Origin of the sequence: Ensifer sp. Root423 (assembly GCF_001426275.1) — a bacterium.
GTDB classification, from domain to species: Bacteria; Pseudomonadota; Alphaproteobacteria; order Rhizobiales; family Rhizobiaceae; genus Ensifer; species Ensifer adhaerens.
Genome location: NZ_LMEG01000010.1, coordinates 1 through 21,444, shown reverse-complemented (window position 1 = coordinate 21,444; position 21,444 = coordinate 1). Strand labels below are relative to the sequence as shown.

19 protein-coding genes and 4 pseudogenes are annotated in these 21,444 nt (G+C 59.9%); 12 read left to right on the top strand and 11 right to left on the bottom strand.

Annotated elements, in window-relative coordinates:
• Nucleotides 1-129 precede the first annotated feature (129 nt).
• Both ASD01_RS11490 and ASD01_RS35510 read right to left on the bottom strand, forming a co-directional pair.
• Nucleotides 130-540, bottom strand: a complete 411-nt coding sequence (locus tag ASD01_RS11490) for a hypothetical protein (RefSeq protein ID WP_034799804.1) — start codon at nt 538-540, stop codon at nt 130-132.
• 400 nt (nt 541-940) lie between these two features.
• Entirely contained in the window at nt 941-1,213 is a 273-nt protein-coding gene (locus ASD01_RS35510; protein ID WP_156623644.1) for a hypothetical protein, read from the bottom strand.
• Nucleotides 1,214-1,461: 248 nt separating this feature from the next.
• On the opposite strand from ASD01_RS35510, the gene ASD01_RS36645 reads away from it, so the two are divergent.
• Entirely contained in the window at nt 1,462-1,956 is a 495-nt protein-coding gene (locus tag ASD01_RS36645; protein WP_244495230.1) for a DUF6438 domain-containing protein, read from the top strand.
• 112 nt (nt 1,957-2,068) lie between these two features.
• Nucleotides 2,069-2,587: pseudogene (locus ASD01_RS36640) on the top strand (NAD(P)H-dependent oxidoreductase); the annotation flags it as partial.
• A 78-nt stretch (nt 2,588-2,665) separates the two neighbouring features.
• On the opposite strand, the gene ASD01_RS11475 reads toward ASD01_RS36640, so the two are convergent.
• From ASD01_RS11475 to ASD01_RS11465, 3 genes are read right to left on the bottom strand one after another with little or no spacing between them, the layout of a single operon-like run.
• Nucleotides 2,666-3,448 carry an SDR family oxidoreductase gene (locus ASD01_RS11475; RefSeq protein ID WP_034799800.1) on the bottom strand — a complete coding sequence of 261 codons (783 nt, stop codon included), beginning with the start codon at nt 3,446-3,448 and terminating at the stop codon, nt 2,666-2,668.
• A gap of 15 nt (nt 3,449-3,463) precedes the next feature.
• Complete coding sequence (locus tag ASD01_RS11470; RefSeq protein ID WP_244495229.1) at nt 3,464-4,660, bottom strand: aminotransferase class V-fold PLP-dependent enzyme; 1,197 nt, start codon at nt 4,658-4,660, stop codon at nt 3,464-3,466.
• Nucleotides 4,654-5,133, bottom strand: a complete 480-nt coding sequence (locus tag ASD01_RS11465) for a RidA family protein (RefSeq protein WP_060520498.1) — start codon at nt 5,131-5,133, stop codon at nt 4,654-4,656. Before ASD01_RS11465 ends, ASD01_RS11470 begins: the two co-directional genes overlap by 7 nt.
• A 100-nt stretch (nt 5,134-5,233) precedes the next feature.
• On the opposite strand from ASD01_RS11465, the gene ASD01_RS11460 reads away from it, so the two are divergent.
• Together ASD01_RS11460 and ASD01_RS11455 are read left to right on the top strand one after the other, a co-directional pair.
• Entirely contained in the window at nt 5,234-6,175 is a 942-nt protein-coding gene (locus tag ASD01_RS11460; RefSeq protein ID WP_335669425.1) for a LysR substrate-binding domain-containing protein, read from the top strand.
• A 439-nt stretch (nt 6,176-6,614) separates the two neighbouring features.
• Complete coding sequence (locus ASD01_RS11455) at nt 6,615-7,724, top strand: flavin-containing monooxygenase (RefSeq protein ID WP_034799795.1); 1,110 nt, start codon at nt 6,615-6,617, stop codon at nt 7,722-7,724.
• A 312-nt stretch (nt 7,725-8,036) separates the two neighbouring features.
• On the opposite strand, the pseudogene ASD01_RS11450 reads toward ASD01_RS11455, so the two are convergent.
• Nucleotides 8,037-8,441: pseudogene (locus ASD01_RS11450) on the bottom strand (PIN domain-containing protein); the annotation flags it as partial.
• Nucleotides 8,441-8,695: a type II toxin-antitoxin system Phd/YefM family antitoxin gene (locus ASD01_RS11445; protein WP_034799793.1), complete on the bottom strand. Its 255-nt coding sequence runs from the start codon at nt 8,693-8,695 to the stop codon at nt 8,441-8,443. The pseudogene ASD01_RS11450 and the gene ASD01_RS11445, both read right to left, overlap by 1 nt.
• Before the next feature lie 683 nt (nt 8,696-9,378).
• Between ASD01_RS11445 and ASD01_RS36635 the strand changes: the two genes are divergently transcribed.
• The 3 genes from ASD01_RS36635 to ASD01_RS36625 are packed head-to-tail and all read left to right on the top strand — an operon-like array spanning nt 9,379 to nt 10,528.
• Nucleotides 9,379-9,654 (top strand): hypothetical protein, encoded by a 276-nt coding sequence (locus ASD01_RS36635; RefSeq protein ID WP_244495228.1) that lies wholly within the window; start codon nt 9,379-9,381, stop codon nt 9,652-9,654.
• Nucleotides 9,651-10,073 carry a hypothetical protein gene (locus ASD01_RS36630; protein WP_244495227.1) on the top strand — a complete coding sequence of 141 codons (423 nt, stop codon included), beginning with the start codon at nt 9,651-9,653 and terminating at the stop codon, nt 10,071-10,073. Before ASD01_RS36635 ends, ASD01_RS36630 begins: the two co-directional genes overlap by 4 nt.
• On the top strand, nt 10,058-10,528 hold the full coding sequence (locus tag ASD01_RS36625) for a hypothetical protein (protein WP_244495226.1): 471 nt from the start codon (nt 10,058-10,060) through the stop codon (nt 10,526-10,528). The genes ASD01_RS36630 and ASD01_RS36625 overlap by 16 nt, the downstream gene beginning before the upstream one ends.
• Nucleotides 10,529-10,582: 54 nt before the next feature.
• Here the strand turns inward: ASD01_RS36625 and ASD01_RS11435 are convergent, their stop codons facing one another.
• The 4 genes from ASD01_RS11435 to ASD01_RS11420 all read right to left on the bottom strand — a co-directional run bounded on the left by ASD01_RS11435 (nt 10,583) and on the right by ASD01_RS11420 (nt 11,895).
• The gene (locus ASD01_RS11435) at nt 10,583-10,858 is read right to left on the bottom strand and encodes a hypothetical protein (RefSeq protein ID WP_034799791.1); all 276 of its coding nucleotides are present in this window, start codon (nt 10,856-10,858) and stop codon (nt 10,583-10,585) included.
• Nucleotides 10,859-10,931: 73 nt separating this feature from the next.
• Complete coding sequence (locus ASD01_RS11430) at nt 10,932-11,312, bottom strand: DUF6481 family protein (RefSeq protein ID WP_060528806.1); 381 nt, start codon at nt 11,310-11,312, stop codon at nt 10,932-10,934.
• A gap of 29 nt (nt 11,313-11,341) precedes the next feature.
• Nucleotides 11,342-11,566, bottom strand: a complete 225-nt coding sequence (locus ASD01_RS11425; RefSeq protein WP_034806064.1) for a hypothetical protein — start codon at nt 11,564-11,566, stop codon at nt 11,342-11,344.
• Nucleotides 11,567-11,685: 119 nt separating this feature from the next.
• Entirely contained in the window at nt 11,686-11,895 is a 210-nt protein-coding gene (locus tag ASD01_RS11420) for a cold-shock protein (RefSeq protein WP_034806062.1), read from the bottom strand.
• A gap of 550 nt (nt 11,896-12,445) precedes the next feature.
• Between ASD01_RS11420 and ASD01_RS11415 the strand changes: the two genes are divergently transcribed.
• The 5 genes and pseudogenes from ASD01_RS11415 (at nt 12,446) to ASD01_RS11395 (ending at nt 21,408) form a co-directional block, all read left to right on the top strand.
• Nucleotides 12,446-13,093, top strand: a complete 648-nt coding sequence (locus ASD01_RS11415) for a CBS domain-containing protein (protein WP_060644048.1) — start codon at nt 12,446-12,448, stop codon at nt 13,091-13,093.
• A gap of 166 nt (nt 13,094-13,259) precedes the next feature.
• A pseudogene (locus ASD01_RS35500) lies at nt 13,260-13,946 on the top strand (phosphoketolase family protein); the annotation flags it as partial.
• Between the two features lies 1 nt (nt 13,947).
• Nucleotides 13,948-16,245: phosphoketolase family protein (locus tag ASD01_RS11405; protein ID WP_156623646.1), on the top strand; the 2,298-nt coding region annotated here is incomplete at its 5' end.
• A complete protein-coding gene (locus ASD01_RS11400) occupies nt 16,245-20,093 on the top strand; it encodes a GH36-type glycosyl hydrolase domain-containing protein (RefSeq protein WP_060644009.1) in 3,849 nt (1,282 codons plus the stop codon). The genes ASD01_RS11405 and ASD01_RS11400, both read left to right, overlap by 1 nt.
• A 2-nt stretch (nt 20,094-20,095) precedes the next feature.
• A pseudogene (locus ASD01_RS11395) lies at nt 20,096-21,408 on the top strand (glucoamylase family protein).
• Nucleotides 21,409-21,444 lie beyond the last annotated feature (36 nt).

Below are 21,444 nucleotides of genomic sequence, written 5' to 3'. Positions count from 1 at the left end.
ACCGTCAAGGTGCTTGATGGGATCTGCCTAGTCACTCGGCGCCTTGAGGGACATCGCCGCTCCCTTTTGGGATCGGCCTGGTGGTCGCTACCGCAGGCGCTCCGTTGGCGGCGGCGCCGACGATTCTTTCTAGCGGTAAATGTCGAGCGTGCGATTACGGTGGTTCGGATGGGTGCTGTAGACGAAGATGCGGTTGAGGTCGCGGTCCGTCAGCATGCGCAGGAACCGCGCTTCGATAATGTTGTTACCATGCACCCGCTTTGTCAGGCAGCCGACCATCTGGATGCGGGCGCTCGGGATGTCCAGGTAGAAATTCTGTGGCAGCGTGTACTGCGTGAGGATGCTGATCAGGGCGCCGCTTTTCGAAAGCTTGATGATTTCGCAGCGACGAGAGCTCAGTTGCGTCATGCCCTTCTCAGTGTATTCGATGCGCGCATCGTTCCGCGTGTCCTCCATTGGGAAGTTGGTTTCCCGATCGTACATGAAGGACTCTTGCTTGTTCAGGAAGTGCTGATACATCACCGGCGCCGCGCCTCTCATCAAAATGCCTTTCCGTATCCCCTTTTGAAACAGACTAGCGGCAGAGATTTAACAGAGGGTTTGGACGACCGATCCACTGAGCCGTCAACCCGTCGGCTTCCAAACGTCGCGCGGTAACCTTGCTCACCGCTGTCGACCGCTGAATTGGGAGGAAAGCTGTTCGCCTTCGCCAAGCCAGCCTACATTCGTTTCGCATGCGACGGCGAGACTCTTGGGGATCTGCGAGCCCCGATTATCCCCGCGGACCCCGGCCGAGTTCCATCGATATTCCCCGGAATGGAGCTGATTGGCGCGTCCTCGGTCGCCGCTTCCCGACGGGGGGCGATCCTGGCTTGAAAAACCGGCCTTGAAGCGAGAGGTCAGAAGTTGCCGGGATCGCGAAACGGAAGCGCGACCGATATTAACGAAAAGTCGCCGTATCGCGTGATCTCCAAAGGGCCCATGAAAGCCCCGCAAAGGCAATGGTTACAGCCGCGCCTACCAGTCGATACGTCCTTCGCCTCGGACGAATTGCCACTATGCCCATGTTCTCAACACGCGTCTGCAAGCGACGCACCTGCTTTCTAAGTCGATTGATTTCCTTAGCAGTGTTTCTCTGCTGTGCCGGAATGCCCACGAAATCTTTAGTGGGATCGACGATCGCCTTCGGAATAGGCAGCCCGATATCGGCCATGTTTGATCCTCCTGCATATTTGTAGGTAAACAGTACCTTGGGAGTTTTGTTCCAACCGACCGGCCCCTCGCTAAGGGCAGACGCGTGACCCGCCCGGATACAGGTCAAGATTGTCAGCCACAAAAGGGCGTTGACTGGGACTGCGTATTGGTTGAGGTTGACTTCTTAACACGCAAAAGATGCTGACCCGTGACACACGTGTTGAGCGGACCTGACGACCGGCCCAGGGTCCTGAAAGGGTGCACGATATGATTCTGGTTGCGAAGATTATAATGGCTGCGGCAGCGCTGCTGGTGGAGCAAAGCCAGACGCCGAGCATCATTGTCGAACGCAAACCATGTCTCGGCGAGTGCCCAGTTTACCGTTTCCAGGTGAGCGCCAGCGGGGGTATGTTCGAGGGCCGGCGCTTTACAAGCGTTCATGGCGAACAGCCTTTCTCGATCACGCCAAAGGAATGGTCCACCTTTCAGTCGGCACTCGCACCGCATCGGCCACAAGGAACGGAGACCATTACCGTGGGGCATGCGCGGTGCAGACAGTTTGCCACGGATCATGCTTCAGTCTCGGTGACGTGGATCGAGGTCGGACGTTCTGACCAGCTTGTCTTCAATTTCGGCTGCAGGGATCCGCGGAACGATGCTTTGGCGCGGACGCTTGCGGATGCGCCCGATTTGCTTCAGGTGGGGAAACTGATCGAGGATCGCCGTCTTGAGGATGGAGCCTGGGATCGTCCAGCAAAGTGAGGCTCTGAGGGCGACTTACGACCAGGGCCTTAGAGTTAATCGCTGGGACGCTTGTGGGTTGAAAAGCAAGAGCCGTCGCCTTCCGCCTCCTTAGCGCACTGGGGGTACTTGGGAGCATTTCGGGGCTGAGGTGTGCTTCATCTGATCCCTCCGGCTTACCGCTTCCGGATGATGCACCCGTGCGCCATCCGAAGGTCCAGGAACGCCGGGAACTTTCGGCATGGTCGGAGGGCCAGGTCTGGGGCAGCCCGGAGCGCCCCAGGATCATGAAGGCGCAGATCGACTGGATCCCGCTGTCCGTCGGCTCGATCTGTGCGACGCAGGGGAAGTCCCTTGCGGTCATGCAAGTCGGGTGGTTCTCAGTCCTTCGATGCCATCAATACCCTCCGGCTGCCCGGCTGCTGGATGCGCATGATCACGATCCCCAAACGTCAGTCGCCAAGGCCTATCAGGAGTACGACGGAAATGGGCGTATGAAGCCATCGTCCCACTACGACCGCGTTGTCGACCTCTGCGAGGAGCTGATGAAATTCACGCTGCTGACGCGTCGGCCTATCTCGTCGACCGATACAGCGAGCGCAAGGAAGACGCGGAGAAGCCGGAACAGCGCGTCAAACTCAAGTCGATCTGATCATCAAAGGGTATTCGATAATATTCGAATACCCTCTGACACGGAAATGAGGTCCGCGATGCCGTGAGACGTTGGAACTTAAGCAAGCGTCGACCTGAAAGCGCCACCGTCGAGCAGAATGTTCTGGCCGACAATATAGCCTGCGTACTGGCTGCAAAGAAATGCCGCGGCAGCGCCGAACTCCTCAATCGTGCCGAAGCGCCCGGTCGGATTCTCCGCATGCGCCTCCTGCCGCGCCTGGTCGATTGAGATGCCCTTCACTTCTGCCCGTCGCTGGAGAAGCACGGCTACACGATCAGTCTCATGTGACCCCGGTAGGAGGTTGTTGATCGTTACGCCATGTTTCGCGACTTGCCTTGCCGTCCCTGCCACAAAACCGGTCAGTCCGCTGCGGGATGCGTTGGACAGGCCCAACTCCGGGATCGGTGACTTTACCGAGGCGGAGGTGATGTTGACGACGCGCCCCCAGCTCCTATCGATCATACCGGGCAGAACCGCTTTCATCAGCAAGATCGGGGTCAGCATGTTAGCGTTCAGTGCGTTCAACCATTCATTCGTCTCCCAATCAGTCCATAACCCAGGCGGCGGTCCCCCTGCGTTGGTGACGAGGATGTCGGCTTTCGGTTCCGCTTCGAGAAGCTCTTGCCGACCTTCTACGGTCGTCACGTCTGCTACCACGGCATAGACTTCGGCACTTGTCAGCTCGCGAAGCTCCCTCGCGGTGGCCTCCAGCGCGTCCCGGTTACGACCGTTCAGGGTAACGATCACGCCCGCCTCTGCGAGCTTCTGCGCCACGCCTCTGCCCAGCCCTTTCGAGCTCGCGCAGACGATCGCGCGCTTGCCACTTATTCCCAAATCCATCGTGGTTCCGTCCTTCTATTGGATCGCATCTTTTGCGATGTGCTCAACCGCATGGATCAGGCCATCCACCTCTCCCGCCGTATTGAAATAACTGACCGAGGCTCGAGCTATTTCCTGCAGTCCGCGCGCCGTCATGTCGAAGGGCGTGTAGGGTACGCCGTTCGCCCCGATTGAGATACTCTTCTCTGCTAGTCTGCGTCTCACAACCGATGCCGAAATTCCCTCCACCGTGAAAGAAACAAGGCCCGACTGTTTCTCCCCGAGATCGCGCACCTCAACCGCCGGAATACGTTTCAACCCGTCCCGAAGCCGGGTTGCCAGTCGGGCTATGCGGGCTTGGATCGCCTCGACACCCAACTCCGAAGCCAGCGCGAGTGCTTCGCCGAGCCCCAGGAGCAGTGATATAGGCGCTTCGGACGTTTCGAATAGACGAGCATCTTTCCTCAGCTCGACTTTTCCATTCACGAGAGGGCCGGAGCTCACGTCAACGAAACTGGGATCGAGCTTCTCAAGAAAATTGGAGCGAACGTAGACGAGAGCCGTTCCGCGCGGCCCTCTAACGTATTTCCTGCCGGCCGCCTTGAGCACATCGCAACCTATCCTCGACACATCGATAGGAAGCTGACCAAGTGCCTGCCCGGCATCCACGAAGTATGGGATGCGAGCCGCGTTGGCGACCCGCCCGATGGCTTCGGCGTCGTTTATCAATCCCCCGTTGGCGGGAAGCCATGTTAGCGAGATCATGCGCACCTTGTCGTCGATCATTGCGGAAAGAGCGTTCGGATCGACACTGCCGTCTTCCGCGCAGGGAATGGTCTCGATACTTGCCCCGGCATGGCTTGCCGCACGCTGCATCGATGCGACATTACCGCCCCATTCCTGTCGCCCAATGAGAATGCGCTCGCCCGACCTCAGCTGTGGCAACGCGGCAAACACGCTCCCCCAAAGGGCAGACCCCGATCCACCGAAGGCAACCTCGCCTTCGTCGGCGCCGATGAACTTGGCAGCATTGGTACGAAGTATCGCAAACTCGTCCGCAACCAGTGCGGCAGCTTCCATCGGACCTCGCGTCGATTCCAGCATCAAGTGTCCGACAATCGCTTCGGTGACCCGCCTCGGTGGGAGCGAAGCTCCGGCGTGATTGAAGTGACTTCGCTGGGCGCAGCCGGGTGTGTCGTTGCGCAGGCCGTCGATTATTGCGTCGGTCAGCACCTGGTCTCCTCCAGTTCAACAACCGCATCGATCTCGACGGCTGCCCCCGAGGGAAGCGAACTGACACCAATGGCGGCCCTCGTGTGCTGCCCGGCTTCGCCGAACACCGCAACCATCAGATCGGAGGCACCGTTTGCAACCTTCGAGTGATCCTTGAACTCGCTCGTTGCCGCGACGAATACGCCAAGCTTCACGATGCGGCGGACAGACGAAAGCGAGCCGTCTGTATTGGAAGCGATCTGTCCGAGAAGATTAAGGGCTGCGATGCGCGCCGCTTGCACCCCCTGCTCGTGAGATATGTCCGCACCCAGGGTGCCTGCAATGATCTCACCGGCCGGCGCCTTGCTGATCTGACCGGAAATGAACAACAGGTTGCTCGTGTGGACCACCGAAATGTAATTCGCAGCCGGAGACGTCGGCGCGGGAAGTTCCAGGCCAAGAGTAACCAGTTGGTCACGGATGGAAATCGTCATCGTTTTCTCCTTTTCTTTCTTGCTTCATGAAAGAAATCCGAGGAGCCCGCCAATTCAAAGCTTTGCGCCCTGCGATCGAATTCGTTAATATCAGCCGTCATTGATCCGCGAGGCATCGGCATTGCGCAGTTCCCCGTTCCTCCCACCCCTTTCCGCGGCCAGGGTCTTCCAGGTGGTAGCAAACCGAGGGAGCTTTCGATTGGCCGGCGAGGAACTGCTCATTACGCAAAGCGCGGTGAGCCACCACATCAAGCAGCTCGAGAGTGCTCTCGGTACTCCACTCTTTCGTCGCAAGAGTAAAAGCATTGAGCTGACCGAGGCGGGCACAATGTTTCTTGCCACCGTCGACGAGGCCTTCACTGTGCTGTCGGAGGGCACCGCGAGGGTGCGCTCGCGATCCGGGCAGACCAGCTTGCGTGTGAGCCTGCTTCCCTCTTTCGCCGCCAACTGGCTGGTCAACAGACTTGGCAGTTTCCTCAAGAGCTACCCGGCGATCGAACTCGAATTGGATCCGACCCTGCGCATTGTCGATGTCGGGCGAGGCGAAGCGGATATCGCGATCCGATTTGGCGATTTTGGCGGGAGCAAACAGTCCTGCGTGCACCTCGCAAACGAAGATTTGTCTCCGGTGTTGAGCCCGGCGCTATACGGAGACGGATCCCAGTTTCAATCCGCGCTAGACCTACTCAACCAAGAGATATTACAGGCCAAGAGCGGCCTCGAGTGGCAGCTGTGGTCGGAGGCAGCCGGATTTCCGCTTGAGAGGGCCAAACAGACCCGGCTGACTGACTACAACATTGTATTGCAAGCTGCTCTTGATGGTCAGGGTGTCGCCATGGGGCGAGGCCTTCTTGTTCGGGAGCATATTCGGGCGGGGCGCCTGGTTAGGCCCTTTTCGGCTTCGTTGAGCTCACAGAAAGCTGCATACTGGGCAGCCTTCGACCCGCTCTCGAAGAAACTCGAGGCGATAGAGGCGTTTGTCGCCTGGTTGAAAAGTGAGATGACCCTATCGGCGCAGAGAACGTCCGGCCCCATTTTTTGATCGATGCAATCGTCGTCCCAACGGTAAGATTTACCGGCGGATACCTCTGGACGCGCTCCACCAAGTATCTCTTCACAAAACCCGAATGTTGGATGACATGCAGGCTGACTAGAACCTCAACACCGAGGAAGTAGCACTTGTTCCCCATAGAGTGGCAGACCCGGCTCTACCCCAGTGAGGCACCTTCCAGTCGATACATTGTGCGATCAGATCGTGAGGCTTTCGGTCTCTCCTCACTTTTTCTTTGGCGTGGAAAATGAAATCCGTCTAATTGGGGCTGCAACGACCGCTAGGCCGCTTCCGCCCCAAAAAACATTCTCGCCGAAGGCATGGAAGCGCAACCCGGGCGATGCAGGCGGAGTACAAGGGGAGACAGCGCCCCGCCCACTTGTCCGCCGACCCCTGTCGAATTAGGCTCCATTCTGGGAGCGACCATCGAGTGGATACCCATGTCGTCATTGTCGGAGCCGGGCCGGCCGGCCTTGCGGTCGGCGCCTGCCTAAGACGGGCGGGGCTGGATTTCGTCATCCTTGAAATGGCGTATGAGATCGCCCCTGCCTGGCGACGCCACTACCGGCGGCTGCACCTTCATACGGTGAAGGCGTTCTCCGCGCTGCCGCACATGCCATTCCCCAAGGACTATCCGCGCTATGTGCCGCGCGAGAAGATGGTCGCCTATCTCGACGCTTATGCCGAGCGTTTCGAGCTACGACCGCGCTTCGGCGAGACGGTCAAGTCCATCCGCCGCAAGGACGGCGGCTACCTGGTCGAGACCGGAACGGAGACCTTCTGCGCAGGCCACGTCGTGATCGCGAGCGGCAACAATGCTGAGCCCTTCGTTCCCAGCCTGCCCGAAATCGAGGCCTTCAAGGGCAGGCGGCTGCACAGCGCTGACTACACTGAAGCCGCGCCCTTCGCCGGCCAGTCGGTTCTGGTTGTCGGTATGGGTAACACCGGCGCTGAGATTGCGCTCGACCTTGCCGAGTGTGGCGCCCGCCCGACGCTGTCGGTACGAAATGGCATCCACATCGTGCCGCGCCAGCTGTTCGGCGTGCCGATCCAGATCATCGCCATGGCAACCCAACCGCTGCCGCGAGCTGTGAACGACCGGTTGTTCCCCACCATCCTCGACCTCGCGCTAGGTAAGCTCGAAAAATACGGCATCGCCAGGCCGAAGCAGGGCATTCTTGAGCAGATCAACGCCGGACGCATCCCGGTCATCGATGTCGGCACGGTGAGAGCGATCAAATCCGGCGACATCAAAGTGGCATCAGACATCAAGCGTTTCACCGAGCGCGGTGCCACTTTCGTTTCCGGCAGGCATGCGGAGTTCGACAGCGTCATCCTCGCGACCGGCTACCGGCCGAGTTTCGAGAAGTTCCTGCCGGCGGCATTGCGGCCCGGCAAGAGCGGCGTCACTCGCCAAGCCGCCGCGCCCGGCCTTTATCTCGTCGGTTTCCACAATCCGGTCACCGGCTTGCTCAGGGAGATCGGTCGAGAGGCGGCCGCGGTGAGCGCGGATATCGAGCGGCGGAGCAGCACAAAGTGATTGCGTCAAAGTTTCAGCGATGGGTGCTTCGTCCGCGCGCGCCCCAAACATGGAGCATAGGGGTGGTCGCTACCCGGACGCCGATCAGCTTGTCATCGCCGCCGACCTACAATAAGGTTCTCGCAATGGGAAAGTCCAAGGCTAGGCTCGGCTCGGCATCGCCATGCAACGCGAGCGCCTCGCAATAACGACCGTGATTGAGCCTCCGCTCACTGCGGAAGATCAATCAATTGCATACCGCAAGATCCAAGCCCCGGCGAACAGTTGGTCCGAAAAACTATCCTCGAGAAGGGTGTCCGTCGCGCCGGGCGACGCCGACGTTTCCCAAGGACTGATTACGGAGGCATCTGTGTCTTCGAAATCCTTGAAGTTGCGCGTGACAAGGATGAGATCGCGGACGATCGCGGTCGCGGCGATCAACCCGTCAATATCACCGCGGGGGCGGATTGCCGCGATGCGGCCCCATTCGACCGCGATTTGGTCTGTTATAGGCAAAATGCGGTCGCCATGGTCGTGGCGCAGCTTGCGCAGCCATTCGGTGAGGTGCGCTGCAGTCTTCGGATCCGACATCTGTTTCAGGGCAATGCCGCGCATGATTTGGCCGAGGGTGAGCGCGCTCAGGTGGATGCTGAGCGGATCGACAGAGCGCAGCCAGGACACCGCCTGCGACGTGCCACGTCGCGCCTCTGACACAATGTTTGTGTCAACCAGGTACATCAGAATGCCACATCGCGGCTTGGCGTCTTGATGCGTACATTCACCGCATCAGCGAGTTGGTCGTCCCAAGCGGGACCGCCAAGCAGGTCATTGACCAACTCCGGCCGGCCAGCCCGTAGGGCGTCGTAGTCATGAGCGGACAGTACAACGGCGGTGCGCTCCCCGCGCAGCGTGACAATCTGCGGTCCCTCGTGGCGGGCCTTCTGCACCACCTTCGAGAATTGGTCCTTGGCGTCCTGCAGTTGCCATTCCATAGCTCCACTCCAAGTTGGCTGGACTGTCTAGCTATATAATTCCTGTCGCTCGCGATTTAACGGGGAAAAGCGCGATCGATAGAGCTCTGCCCGCAACGCCACGCGAGCTCACTCGCAGGACTTGCATGCGACACTGAACTTGCTGAGCAATTTTGGCCAGATCTTCCTTTTGTCGGAAATGAATGGTGCACGTTACGCAATCATTTTGGCCCGGAACGGGAACAGCGCAGCAACTAGGGTTTGTCAACCCAGGCCCTTCGCACCTGGGTCGCCGGCGTCGGTCGGGGCAGGCAACGCGAGCCCGAGCCTTGCTCTTGCCTGACCGAACACGGCTCGCACGGTTCATCCTCCATCCGGGCTAATGGCGGGACGGTCACACGCATGATAGATTAATATTAGTTATTGCGCATATTCATGTGCTTGTATTTGTACTTGTTGGAGGCGACATAACTCGCATTCCTTCAATGGACGTTTATGGCTTGCCTACGCTGTCGGTGGGGAATTTTTCCGGCTGACTTTCCTCTCGTCGACCTTTCCGACATTCGCTGGAAGCCACCGCAACCTGACGGGATCGCTCGGACCGCCGCGCGGCAGGCATGTGGGGGACTGCGCGGCTGCGACCGGCACCTAGGCCGGGTCGGTTTCGCATCCGGTATGAGGGAGGGGACATGCTGAAGAATATGATGCTGCTGTTGATCTCGTTCACCGTGGCGCCCGGTGCCGGGGAAGCAATACTGCGCATGTTTACGCCGTTTCCGATCGGCACACGGACGCATCGGAGCATCGACGAGAAATATGGCTATCGCCTCGATCCGGCACTCGGCGACGTAGGCAAGGCCGGCTTCCGGGATCCACCTGGAGCAGGTCATGACTTTCAGGTCGCGGCGATCGGCGATTCGATGACCTATGGCAACAACGTTGATAGCGCGCATTCCTGGCCGCTGCTTTCGCGGCAATGACGGGCGAACGCACGTACAACCTCGGCGTCGGGAGCTACGGTATCTACACCTATCACGCCATCGTGCACGATGCTTTGGCCGCGGGCGCGAAAGGCAACATTGTCGCCGTATTCCCTGCCAACGACTTCGCAGTCGTCTTTTCCGCCTGTGATATCAAGAATGCCCGTTCCGACTTCTGGCTCTCAGAGCAGAGGCGGCTTCATCTGCAGGCCCTGTTCGGTGACGCGGGAGGTTATTGGCAGTGTGCCGAGCAATCCGCGAGCCTCAAGACGAAGCTTGTCGAGAATGTCGCGATCCTGAGTGTCTATCACCATGAGATCGGGGAACGACTAAAGACTCTTTACGCCCGACTGTTCAAACCGGGCGATGATGAAACATCCGAATACTACACATTTCCGGACGGATGCCTTCCGTCCTGAAGCGCTATGTCGACGACCACGGCCGCATGGCGGATCTGGCGTCACCCGAAACCGCAGCAATGTTCAGCGACTTCCAGCGGTTTGCGGCCGATTGGGCACAGCAGCGGCCGGGGCGGGTGGGCATTCTGCTCATTCCATCGAAAGAGCGCGTGATCTTCGAATGCCTGCGTCGCCATGACCGGCTGGCGTCAGCTGCGCCGGAATTTGTCCTCAGCGTTGAACGTCAGGTTGCGCTTGAGAAAAAGATCCGCGAGACCGCAGAGGAGCTCGGTTTGCCGTATCGCAGCGCGCTTGCCGCAACCGCCGATGCCCTGCAGGATGCGATCCTAGCTGGGCAGCGCCTTTATCCTGAAAGAGACGGCCATCCGTTTGAAGCCGGTTACAGCGCGTTCGCACGGACAGCATCATTGCTTTGGGATGAGATGACGGTGAGGGCCGCCCAGCCTGGCGACTAGTCGGGTTGATGAAGCAACGTGACATCGCTGATCGCGGCGAGCGTATGCATCCAGTCAGGCTCGGTCGTACGTAAAGGATGTCAGCAAGGTGGTTACGAAATTGCTCGCCCGTTCCTTGACGAGCACCTCGGTCCACTCATTGGTTCCTCGAAGCCTTAGATCGGTGTAGATGCTGTCGACGGCGGCCTCTTCGATGCGTTTGATGTGCGCCTTGAAATTTGCCTCGCCGCCGGCATGGTACATGTCCCGTATAACCATGCGCAGGATTTCTTGGATTGCGATTTGCCACGACGTGTTGATCGCCTGGAGTTCATTCGCATCCGGTGCCATCGGCGTTCCCTTTCGTATTGAGTGTCCCGAGCATGACATCGCCATGCTGTCGGGTAACGGCGCAACGGAAAAATTATCCTTGTCTTGCCTTGCGATTGGCATAGCGCCTGTCGCGGTTGGCCTTTCGCACCGCCTCATCTTCGATCACCCGCGCTATACGCGCGTTTTCGGCGATCGCCCGCGCTTCGGTTTCGGCGGCTGCTGCCGCCTCAACGGCTGCCTGCCGCTCTGTCGCCTCGGTCTCGATACGCTTTTGTTCCTCAAGCTTCAGACGCTCGCGTTCAACGCGCCGCTCTTCACGAGCGGTGGAAAGGGCTTCGCGCTCGGCCTGCCTTGCCATCCTCCCTGGTTCTGCTGCAGTCCTTGCCGCTCGGTAGGCGTTCAAGAGAGCAGCTTTGGCGTCTGCCGATGCGGCTCGGCGGTCGGAGATTTCGTTTTTTCCGGCGTTCTTCATTCGTATCCCAATAGTAAGTGCGTCAGAGATCAGCGTGTGTTGGCGCGTTTGGCGATAAGGTTGCGTGTCGCCGACAAGCGGTCGGCCAACTCCTTTGCAAGGCGTTCCTCTCGAAGCCGGAGAGTCTTGGCATCCCGGGCCTGAGCAACGGATTCCACCTCTTCCATCGCGTTGTTTTTGGAGAAGAACTGCGTCTGGACTTTCATGAAGGCGATCTCCGCCTGCTGACGGGATTTGCTATGTGCTTCTATCATTGGAACCTCAACTAGTTCGGCGTGGCGAACAAAAAAGGCCAGGCGAAACGCCCGGCCTTGTTGAAACTGCTTCCGGCAATGCCAGTACATCCGTGGTCAAAGGGAAGCAAATCTCAATTTTAGGCAGACTGCAGATTGGTAGCAGACATCTTGCCCGACTTATTGTCGCGCTCGAGCTCGAAGCCGATCTTTTGCCCTTCGACGAGTTCGCGCATTCCAGCGCGCTCGACGGCGGAGATGTGCACGAACGCGTCTGCGCCACCGTTATCAGGCTGGATGAAGCCGAAGCCCTTGGTGGAGTTGAACCATTTTACTGTGCCTGTGGTCATGATGAACCCTTTCAAAGCATAGAGTGAGGGACCGCTCAGCCTATGCTAAGCAGGTGGAAACCGACTGTTTTTGAAAGGGAAGTTCGCTTAAAGCGCGGTGCCAATCGCGCGGTAGACAAAGCTCGGCAAGCAAAAGATCGATGCCGCATCTATAAGTGACTTGGATTGGCGCGTCAACGATTAGTTTTCTAAGATGCAGTATTCACCCTGTGATTGTACTCATGTCATCGTGGCGCGAGCGAAGGCGCGCTTGCACCGGCCGTGCGACAGCGTCTGCGGTCACGGTGGGACAATAATTGATGGCACGCCAACGCATCAAGCGTGTTATAGCACGCGACACCGTGCCTGGGCTGATGAAAACGTACCGGAAACTCGGCCTGTCGTTCTGGCACTCTCTCGGCGATCGCCTCGGCCTCGATGGTCATCCCGCCGCTCGCCACCCTTGTCGGTACGGCCGGGCGTGCTCGCCCCCCTCCCGATAGCCGCATTGGGCCGATCTGCGGGTGGCGATCCGTTTGCCACCATACGCTCACATAAACCCGAGAGAGGGATCCGCGCGGGATCGGGCGTGTCGGCCCCTAATCGAGAACAGGCAGCCCGGATCATGCTCGACAATCGTATCAGCGGCCTTCCCGTGGTCGACGATGATGGAGCCCTGGTGGGTGTCATCAGTGAAGGCGATCTCATTCGCCGGACCGAACTTGGCGGCGGCATGCCGGTTGCCGATCCGACCGAGGCCGAGGATGAACGGGCCAGCGCCTATGTGCGCCGGTCCTCCTGGAGGGTTGGTGACGCCATGACCGCCGATCCTGTCACGATCGACGAGAACGCGTCCGTCGAGCGCGTCGCAGTGCTGATGCAGGAACGCAGCATCAAGCGCATTCCTGTCTTGAAGGATGGCCGCCTTGTCGGGGTCGTCAGCCGCGCAGACCTTTTGCAGGCAATCGTCACAGCCAGTCAGGACGAGACAGCGGCTGGCGACGAAGCCATCCAGCGCAGCATTCTCGTCCGCCTTAACGAAAACACCGGGCTTGAAGGCCTGGACATAAAGGTCGCGGTGTCCGATGGCATCGTGCATCTCTGGGGCCATGTCGATACGAAGGATTGCAGAAGGGCCGCGCGGATTCTTGCCGAAAGCGTTCGCGGCGTCCGGGGTGTGGTCGAGCATTACGCTGAATCGGATCTGCAACAGCCCTGATCCGAGACTCTGCGGCGGCGCGTCTCCTCCACCCGCAGACTGTGAACTGCACAAATAGGCCGTGTCGTTGCCGAAATGGCGGCCTTGCAACGGACGGATGACTGCGGCGAGCGACAGCAGACCGGCAAAGGTTTCAAGCACATGTCTTATCGATCGGGAGGCTCAGATGGTTTCGCCTGAAACAGCATCGATGAAAGAGACGGCATCCGGAAAATCAGCAGCACCGTTRTCGGCCGACGAACTCCGCCTGATGGACGCCTATTGGCGCGCTTCGAACTATCTGTCGGTCGGGCAGATCTATCTGCTCGACAATCCGCTTCTGCGCGARCCGCTGAAGCGCGAGCACATCAAGCCGCGCCTGCTCGGCCATTGGGGCACGTCGCCGGGCCTCAACATGCTCTACGTGCATCTCAATCGCGTCATCAAACGYGACGACCTCGACATGATCTAYATCATCGGTCCCGGCCATGGCGGGCCGTCTCTGGTGGCGCATGCCTATYTGGAAGGGACCTAYACGGAGTTYTATCCGAACATCGCCGAAGACGCCGAAGGCATGCAGCGGCTGTTCAAGCAGTTCAGCTTTCCCGGCGGCATCCCGAGCCATGTGGCGCCGGAAACGCCCGGCAGCATCCATGAGGGCGGCGAGCTTGGTTATGCGCTCAGCCACGCCTATGGYGCCGCCTTCGACAATCCCAATCTGGTCGTTGCYTGCATCGTCGGCGATGGCGAGGCCGAGACCGGGCCGCTTGCGACSGGCTGGCAGAGCAACAAGTTCCTCAACCCTGCCCGCGACGGCTGTGTTCTGCCGATCCTGCACCTGAACGGCTACAAGATCGCCAATCCCTGCTTCCTCNCCGCTGAAGCGCGAGCACATCAAGCCGCGCCTGCTCGGCCATTGGGGCACGTCGCCGGGCCTCAACATGCTCTACGTGCATCTCAATCGCGTCATCAAACGYGACGACCTCGACATGATCTAYATCATCGGTCCCGGCCATGGCGGGCCGTCTCTGGTGGCGCATGCCTATCTGGAAGGGACCTAYACGGAGTTYTATCCGAACATCGCCGAAGACGCCGAAGGCATGCAGCGGCTGTTCAAGCAGTTCAGCTTTCCCGGCGGCATCCCGAGCCATGTGGCGCCGGAAACGCCCGGCAGCATCCATGAGGGCGGCGAGCTTGGTTATGCGCTCAGCCACGCCTATGGYGCCGCCTTCGACAATCCCAATCTGGTCGTTGCYTGCATCGTCGGCGATGGCGAGGCCGAGACCGGGCCGCTTGCGACSGGCTGGCAGAGCAACAAGTTCCTCAACCCTGCCCGCGACGGCTGTGTTCTGCCGATCCTGCACCTGAACGGCTACAAGATCGCCAATCCCTGCTTCCTCGCCCGCATTCCGCACGACGAGCTGAAGAAGTTCTTCGAGGGCATGGGCTACAAACCCTATTTCGTCGAAGGGCATGATCCGGCAAAGGTCCACCAGCAACTGGCAGACGTGCTCGATACGGCGACGGCCGAAATCCGGCAGATTTGGGACGATGCCCGCATCAGGGGCAATCTGAAGCGCCCGGCCTGGCCGATGATCATCTTCCGCACGCCAAAGGGCTGGACCTGCCCGCCGGAAATCGACGGCAAGAAATGCGAGGACTACTGGCGCGCGCACCAGGTGCCGATGGGCGAGATGGACAAGCCCGAGCACATCCGCATCCTCGAACAATGGATGAAGAGCTATCGCCCGGAAGAACTCTTCAGTGACGAGGGCCGGCTGAAGYCCGAGATCGCGGCGCTCGCCCCATCCGGACATCGCCGCATGAGCGACAATCCGCATGCAAACGGCGGCCTGCTGTTGCGCGACCTGAAAATGCCGGGCTTCCGGGACTACGCCGTCGACGTTCCGAGCCCGGGTGCCACGACCGTGGAAGCGGCGCGCGTGATGGGCAAGTTCCTGCGCGACGTGATGAAGAACAACATGGACGCGAAGAACTTCCGGCTGTTCAGCCCGGACGAAAACAACTCCAACCGATGGCAGGATGTGCTCGAGGTCACCGACCGCTGCTACATGGCCGAGATCTATCCCGAGGACGATCACCTCTCACCGGATGGCCGCATCATGGAAGTCTTGAGCGAGCAYCAATGCCAGGGTTGGCTTGAAGGCTATCTCTTGACCGGGCGCCAYGGCTTCTTCTCCTGCTACGAAGCCTTCATCCACATCATCGATTCCATGTTCAACCAGCACGCCAAGTGGCTGAAGGTCTGCAATGAGATCCCCTGGCGCCGGCCGGTCGCGTCGCTCAATTATTTCCTGAGCTCCCATGTCTGGCGGCARGATCACAACGGTTTCAGCCATCAGGATCCGGGCTTCATTGATCATGTCGTCAACAAGAAGGCTGAGGTCGTCCGCGTCTACCTGCCGCCGGATGCCAATACGCTGCTGTCGGTCACCGACCATTGCCTGCGCAGCCGCAACTACGTCAACGTCGTCGTCGCCGGCAAGCAGCCGGGCCCACAATGGCTGACGATGGAACAGGCCGTGCGCCATTGCAGCATGGGTGTGAGCATCTGGGACTGGGCCAGCAACGACGCCAACAGTGAGCCGGACGTCGTCATGGCCTGCTGCGGCGACACTCCGACGCTGGAAACCCTCGCCGCCGTCCAGCTGCTGCGCGAGCATCTGCCTGAAGTGAAGGTCCGGGTCGTCAACGTCGTCAACCTGATGAAACTGCAACCGGCGGAAGAACACCCGCATGGCCTTTCGGACAGCGACTTTGATGGCATCTTCACMAGGGACAAGCCGATCATCTTTGCGTTCCACGGCTACCCGTGGCTGATCCATCGCCTCACCTATCGCCGCACCAATCACGGCAACCTGCATGTTCGCGGCTACAAGGAAGAAGGCACGACCACGACACCGTTCGACATGGTGGTGCTGAACGAACTCGACCGCTTCCACCTGGCCGGCGATGCCATCGATCGCCTGCCGCAGCTCGGCGCGCGGGCGGCCTACTTCAAGCAGGCGATCCAGGCCAAGCTGATCGAGCACCGGGAGTATATCGAGAAGCATGGCGACGACATGCCCTCGATCAGCGGCTGGAAATGGGGCGTTAACGGGGCGCAGCCTGCCAAGGCTGGGACATCGACCGAAGGGGACAATGTCTACTGATGGTCCGGCCAGTTGACACGATCGACATCAGTACGGCACGTCTGGCAGGCGTGCCTCCTGACACGACCCTGCTTTCGAATGGGCACTACAACGTCCTTCTGACAGAGGCCGGCGCCGGGTATGAAACCTGGCGCGGCCTCGACATCACGCGTTGGCGTGAGGACGTCACGCGCGATTGCTGGGGCCAGTTCTGCTACGTCCGCGACCTTGAGAGCGGCGAGGTCTGGACGATTGGCCGGCAGCCGATTTGCCATCCGGAGGCGATCTACGAACACACGTTTCACGGAGATCGTGCCGAGTATCGCTGTTTGCTCGGAGACATCGAAATTCAATGTGCGGTGTCGGTTGCACAGGACTGCGATGCTGAAGTGCGCTTGCTGAAACTCAGCAACAAAGGTGAGAAAGCGCGAAAGCTTGAACTGACAAGCTATTGCGAAGTCTGCCTGAATGGCCGAAGCGCCGATAGCGCACATCCGGCATTTGCCAAGCTTTTCATCGAAACCTGGTTCGATACCGAAACAAGCGCATTGTTCGCACGGCGCAGGCCGCGCAGCGCATCGGAGCGCCCCATCTGGGCGGTACATGTGTCTGCGTCAAGCCGCCAAGTCCATGCGGTGGAATATGAAACGGACCGCTACAGATTTCTTGGCCGACGGCGGACGCCTTCAAATCCTGGCGCTCTGGGGCCGGGGAGCCGCTTATCTGGGACGACGGGTCCCGTGCTCGACCCTATCTTCAGCATGCGCCGCACAGTCGATCTGGAACCCTCCGGAACGGAACTGATCGCGTTCGTGACAGGCGCAGCGGACAGTGAGGCAGGCGCTACCGCAATAGCCAGCCGCTTCACTCATATCGACGCCGCGCGTCAAGCGTTACAAGAGAGGGAGAAACACACTGAAGACCCGCCTTGGTCCCCGTCTCTTCAAGACTTGGCCGTCTACGACCGGCTCCTAGCATATCTGGCATTCGGTGTTGCCGGCTTAAGGGAAGGCAGCACACCCGACACAAGACGACTGAACCGCGACGACTTGGGATCGGCGGGACTGTCGGGAGCCGTCCCAATTCTTCTGCTGCGTATCGACAAAACAGACAAGGAATCCCTCGTCGACAATGTCATCAATGCCCACGCATTCCTTGCCAGTCGCGGATTTCCTTTCGATCTCGCAGTCCTTGATGAAAGGCAGGCCAGTGGAAGCTTAAAGCTGAGCGCCGATGCGGCGGTCCATGTGGAGCAAACCCTCGGCAAAGCCGGGGGGATTCATTTCCCACCCAGGGCGAGTGTCTCGTCCGATGCAGAAAATGCGATCACGGCCGCCGCGCGCCTCGTCCTTTGTTGCAGCCAAGGATCCCTTGCGGATCAACTTTCGGCGAGATCGACCACCACTTTTTCCACGAACAAGACCATGACGAATGTCTCTGTCTCGCACGAAAAGCGTCACGAGGCACCACGAGCTAACCTGCTTTTTTGGAATGGCCGCGGCGGGTTTACCAAAGACGGGCGCGAATATGTGATCGCAGGCGACGCGACGCCAACACCGTGGTGCAACGTCCTTGCCAATAGCGCGTTTGGCTGCCTGACAAGCGATAGCGGCCTTGGCTACACCTGGGCGGGCAACAGCCAATTGAACAGGCTCACGCCTTGGTCAAACGACCCGGTTTCGGACCCGCCGAGTGAAGTTGTCTACCTGCGAGATGAACAGACCGCCGAGCTGTGGACGCCGACACCTTTGCCGCTCGGCCAGGCATCGACCACAAGAACGAGGCATGGCCAAGGTTACACGTGTTATGAAAGCAGTCGCGGGCCACTACACCATGAAATGACCGTGCACGTCCCGGCCGCGGGAGCGATCAAGGTCATCCGTCTTGCCATTCGCAACGACGGAAAACGACTTCGCCGCCTTACCGCCACCTATTTCGTTGAATGGGTCCTCGGCACACTGCGCGAAAGCGCGCAGTCCCGGGTCGAATGCGAATTTGACAGCGAGATTGGTGCCGTCGTTGCCCGGAACATCTGGAAGGGCGATTTTTCCGGCACGCTCGCATTCGCCGCTTCAAGCGCGCCTGTCCGGTCGTTCACATGTAATCGGCGCGCGTTCCTCGGCAGAAACGGTTCCATCGCTCAGCCGGTGGGATTGGAAGGCTTCGATCTCGGGGGGCAAACCGGCTCTCTGCTCGACCCCTGCGCGGCCCTCATGGTCAGCGTTTCAGTCCCACCGTCCGAGACCGTCGAGCTGGTATTCGTGCTCGGGCAGGCCGAAAACCGCGCGGAAACGCACAGGCTCGTGCGCGAACATGCCGAACCGAAGGCGGCCAGGAAGGCGCTGGCAGCCGTTTCACAATATTGGGATCAGCTGCTGAACTCCGTCACGGTTCGAACGCCAGACATAGCCTTCAACCTGATGATGAACCGCTGGTTGCTCTATCAGGTGTTGGCTTGCCGTATCTGGGCGCGAACAGGGTTTTACCAGTCCGGTGGCGCCTACGGATTTCGCGACCAACTCCAGGACGTGGCAACCCTCGTCCATTGCGCACCCGATGAGGCGCGAGCGCACATTCTTCGAGCCGCCTCGCGCCAGTTTTCCGAGGGAGACGTTCAACACTGGTGGCATCCGCCATCGGGTGCCGGCGTGCGCACACGCATGACGGACGACCTCTACTTTCTGCCCTACGTCGTCCATCACTACGTATCGGTCTCCGGAGACTATGGGCTCCTGAGTGAGCAGGTTCGTTTCCTCGTCTCGCCGCCTCTAACGGACGATGAGGAGGAGCGCTACGAGGTGCCTCCGGCCAGCCAGGAAAGCGGGACCGTCTATGAGCACTGCTGTCGAGCGCTGGACCGAGGTCTGAGGCTAGGCAGCCACGGGCTTCCGCTTATGGGAACGGGCGACTGGAACGACGGCATGAACCGAGTCGGCGCGGAAGGCAAAGGCGAGAGTGTATGGAACGGGTGGTTCTTTCTGACGGTCCTTCAATCTTTTGCAGCCATCGCTTCGGCGATGGCTGATGAGAAACGAGCCAAATGGTGCAAAGAGCGCGCCGAGACCCTGCGCATGTCCTTGGAGACCCACGCCTGGGATGGCGGCTGGTATCGCCGCGCCTACTTCGACGATAGCACGCCTCTCGGGTCCCAGTTGAATGACGAGTGCCAGATCGATGCGATCCCACAGGCCTGGGCAGTTATCTCGGGTGTTGCAGATGCCAAGCGTAGCGCGCAGGCAATGCGCGCGGTTTGGGAACGGCTCGTTCGTACCGATAACGGTTTGATACAGCTTTTCGACCCACCCTTTGACAAGGGCTCGCTGCAGCCCGGCTACATAAAGGGCTATGTGCCCGGAATTCGGGAGAACGGCGGCCAGTACACCCACGCGGCCACGTGGGTGGCGCTGGCGACCGCATTGCTGGGGGATGGCGATCGGGCATTTCAACTCTGGAGCATGCTCAATCCGATCAACCATGCCCTGTCACCCGAAGACACCGACCGCTACATGGTCGAGCCCTACGTTGTCAGTGCCGACGTTTATGGCGCCGCTCCTCACACCGGCCGCGGTGGCTGGACGTGGTATACGGGATCTGCGGGCTGGCTGTACCGGGTCGGCCTTGAGGCCATTCTCGGCATTCGACGTCAGGGCCGCCGGCTTTTTGTCGAGCCATGCATTCCCGTCGGGTGGTCAACATTCGACGTGGATTTTCACCATGGAAGGTCGACTTACCGCATCAAGGTGAGCCGAGATACCAAACGAGCAAAAGACCACTATGCACTGAGCCTCGATGGTAAGAAGGTTGCTGACCGAAGTGTTCCACTCGTGGATGACGGACGAGATCACGACGTCCTTCTCGTGGTGGCCTAACCATGTCGGAATTGCTGTCGACAGATCCCGAACTGAACCGCATGCCGACCGAGCAGGATCTTGCCCGGTTGCAGTTCACGACGCTGCTCTACTATCTCCCAACCCGGACAACGGCCTGGTCCGTGACAAGACGCAGGAAGACGCGCCCGCAAGCATCGCCGCGGTCGGCATGGCGCTCGCGACGATCCCGGTGTTGGTCGAGCGCGGCATCGTCATCCGCAAGTTTGCCGCAAAGATCGCGCGTCGGCGCTTGCAGTTTCTCCTGGAGTGCCCGCAGGGACCGGAACCCGACGCCTCCGGCTACAAGGGCTTCTTCTACCACTTCCTCGAYATCGARACCGGMAGGCGCGTTTGGGAGTGCGAGCTTTCGACGATCGACTCCGCCTTTCTTTTCGCGGGYGCTCTGACAGTGGCCGCGTATTTCGACGGCGATGGCGCCGAAGAAGTYGAAATCCGCAGGGTGGCAAACGCGCTCTATGAACGGGCCGACTGGAACTGGGCCTGCGATCACGGGCTGACGCTCACCCACGGCTGGCGGCCGGAAAACGGCTTCATCCCCTATCGCTGGCGCGGCTACGACGAGGGCCTGCTCCTCTACATCCTCGGACTCGGCTCACCGACCCACCCACTCCCGCCGGAAGCCTATGCGGCCTACACCGCAAGCTACGACTGGCGGAACCTTTACGGGCGCGAATTGCTCTATTCGGGACCGCTCTTCACCCACCAACTCTCGCATATGTGGGTCGATTTCCGCGGCATCCGCGACGAATTCATGCGCGAGCACAACAGCGACTATTTCCAGAACAGTCGCCACGCGACCTTCGTCCAGCAGGAATATGCCATCCGCAACCCGCTGAATTTCGTCGGCTACGGCGAGCATTGCTGGGGCTTCACCGCAAGCGACGGTCCCGGCTGGACCAAGCGCACGGTGAACGGTGTCAAGCGGGAGTTCTTCGACTACATCGCCCGCGGCGCCCCCTTCGGTCCTGACGATGGGACCGTGTCGCCCTGGGCAGTCGTCGCCTCCCTGCCCTTCGCGCCGGAAATCGTCATTCCGACGGTCTGGAATTGTGCCCGTATGAATCTCGGCATGACCAGGCTTTACGGCTTCAGGCCCTCCTTCAACCGCAGCTTTCCGGCGGAAGGAACCGAATCCGGCTGGTGGGTCAGCCCCTATCATTTCGGCATCGACCAAGGCCCCGTGGTGCTGATGATCGAGAACTACAGGACCGGCCTGCTGTGGAACATCATGCGCCGATGCGCCCCTGTGGTCACCGGCCTGAGGCGTGCGGGGTTTTCCGGCGGCTGGCTCTGAGGGTACCGCATCGCTGCCAAATGCCGGTATCGACAT

What these genes read in the sequence shown, in the direction of transcription:
- ASD01_RS11490 (WP_034799804.1), bottom strand. Translation starts at nt 540, where the DNA reads ATGAGAGGCGCGGCGCCGGTGATGTATCAGCACTTCCTGAACAAGCAA.
- ASD01_RS35510 (WP_156623644.1), bottom strand. Translation starts at nt 1,213, where the DNA reads ATGGCCGATATCGGGCTGCCTATTCCGAAGGCGATCGTCGATCCCACT.
- ASD01_RS36645 (WP_244495230.1), top strand. Translation starts at nt 1,462, where the DNA reads ATGATTCTGGTTGCGAAGATTATAATGGCTGCGGCAGCGCTGCTGGTG.
- ASD01_RS11475 (WP_034799800.1), bottom strand. Translation starts at nt 3,448, where the DNA reads ATGGATTTGGGAATAAGTGGCAAGCGCGCGATCGTCTGCGCGAGCTCG.
- ASD01_RS11465 (WP_060520498.1), bottom strand. Translation starts at nt 5,133, where the DNA reads ATGACGATTTCCATCCGTGACCAACTGGTTACTCTTGGCCTGGAACTT.
- ASD01_RS11445 (WP_034799793.1), bottom strand. Translation starts at nt 8,695, where the DNA reads ATGGAATGGCAACTGCAGGACGCCAAGGACCAATTCTCGAAGGTGGTG.
- ASD01_RS36635 (WP_244495228.1), top strand. Translation starts at nt 9,379, where the DNA reads ATGCTGCTGTTGATCTCGTTCACCGTGGCGCCCGGTGCCGGGGAAGCA.
- ASD01_RS36630 (WP_244495227.1), top strand. Translation starts at nt 9,651, where the DNA reads ATGACGGGCGAACGCACGTACAACCTCGGCGTCGGGAGCTACGGTATC.
- ASD01_RS36625 (WP_244495226.1), top strand. Translation starts at nt 10,058, where the DNA reads ATGCCTTCCGTCCTGAAGCGCTATGTCGACGACCACGGCCGCATGGCG.
- ASD01_RS11435 (WP_034799791.1), bottom strand. Translation starts at nt 10,858, where the DNA reads ATGGCACCGGATGCGAATGAACTCCAGGCGATCAACACGTCGTGGCAA.
- ASD01_RS11430 (WP_060528806.1), bottom strand. Translation starts at nt 11,312, where the DNA reads ATGAAGAACGCCGGAAAAAACGAAATCTCCGACCGCCGAGCCGCATCG.
- ASD01_RS11425 (WP_034806064.1), bottom strand. Translation starts at nt 11,566, where the DNA reads ATGATAGAAGCACATAGCAAATCCCGTCAGCAGGCGGAGATCGCCTTC.
- ASD01_RS11420 (WP_034806062.1), bottom strand. Translation starts at nt 11,895, where the DNA reads ATGACCACAGGCACAGTAAAATGGTTCAACTCCACCAAGGGCTTCGGC.
- ASD01_RS11400 (WP_060644009.1), top strand. Translation starts at nt 16,245, where the DNA reads ATGGTCCGGCCAGTTGACACGATCGACATCAGTACGGCACGTCTGGCA.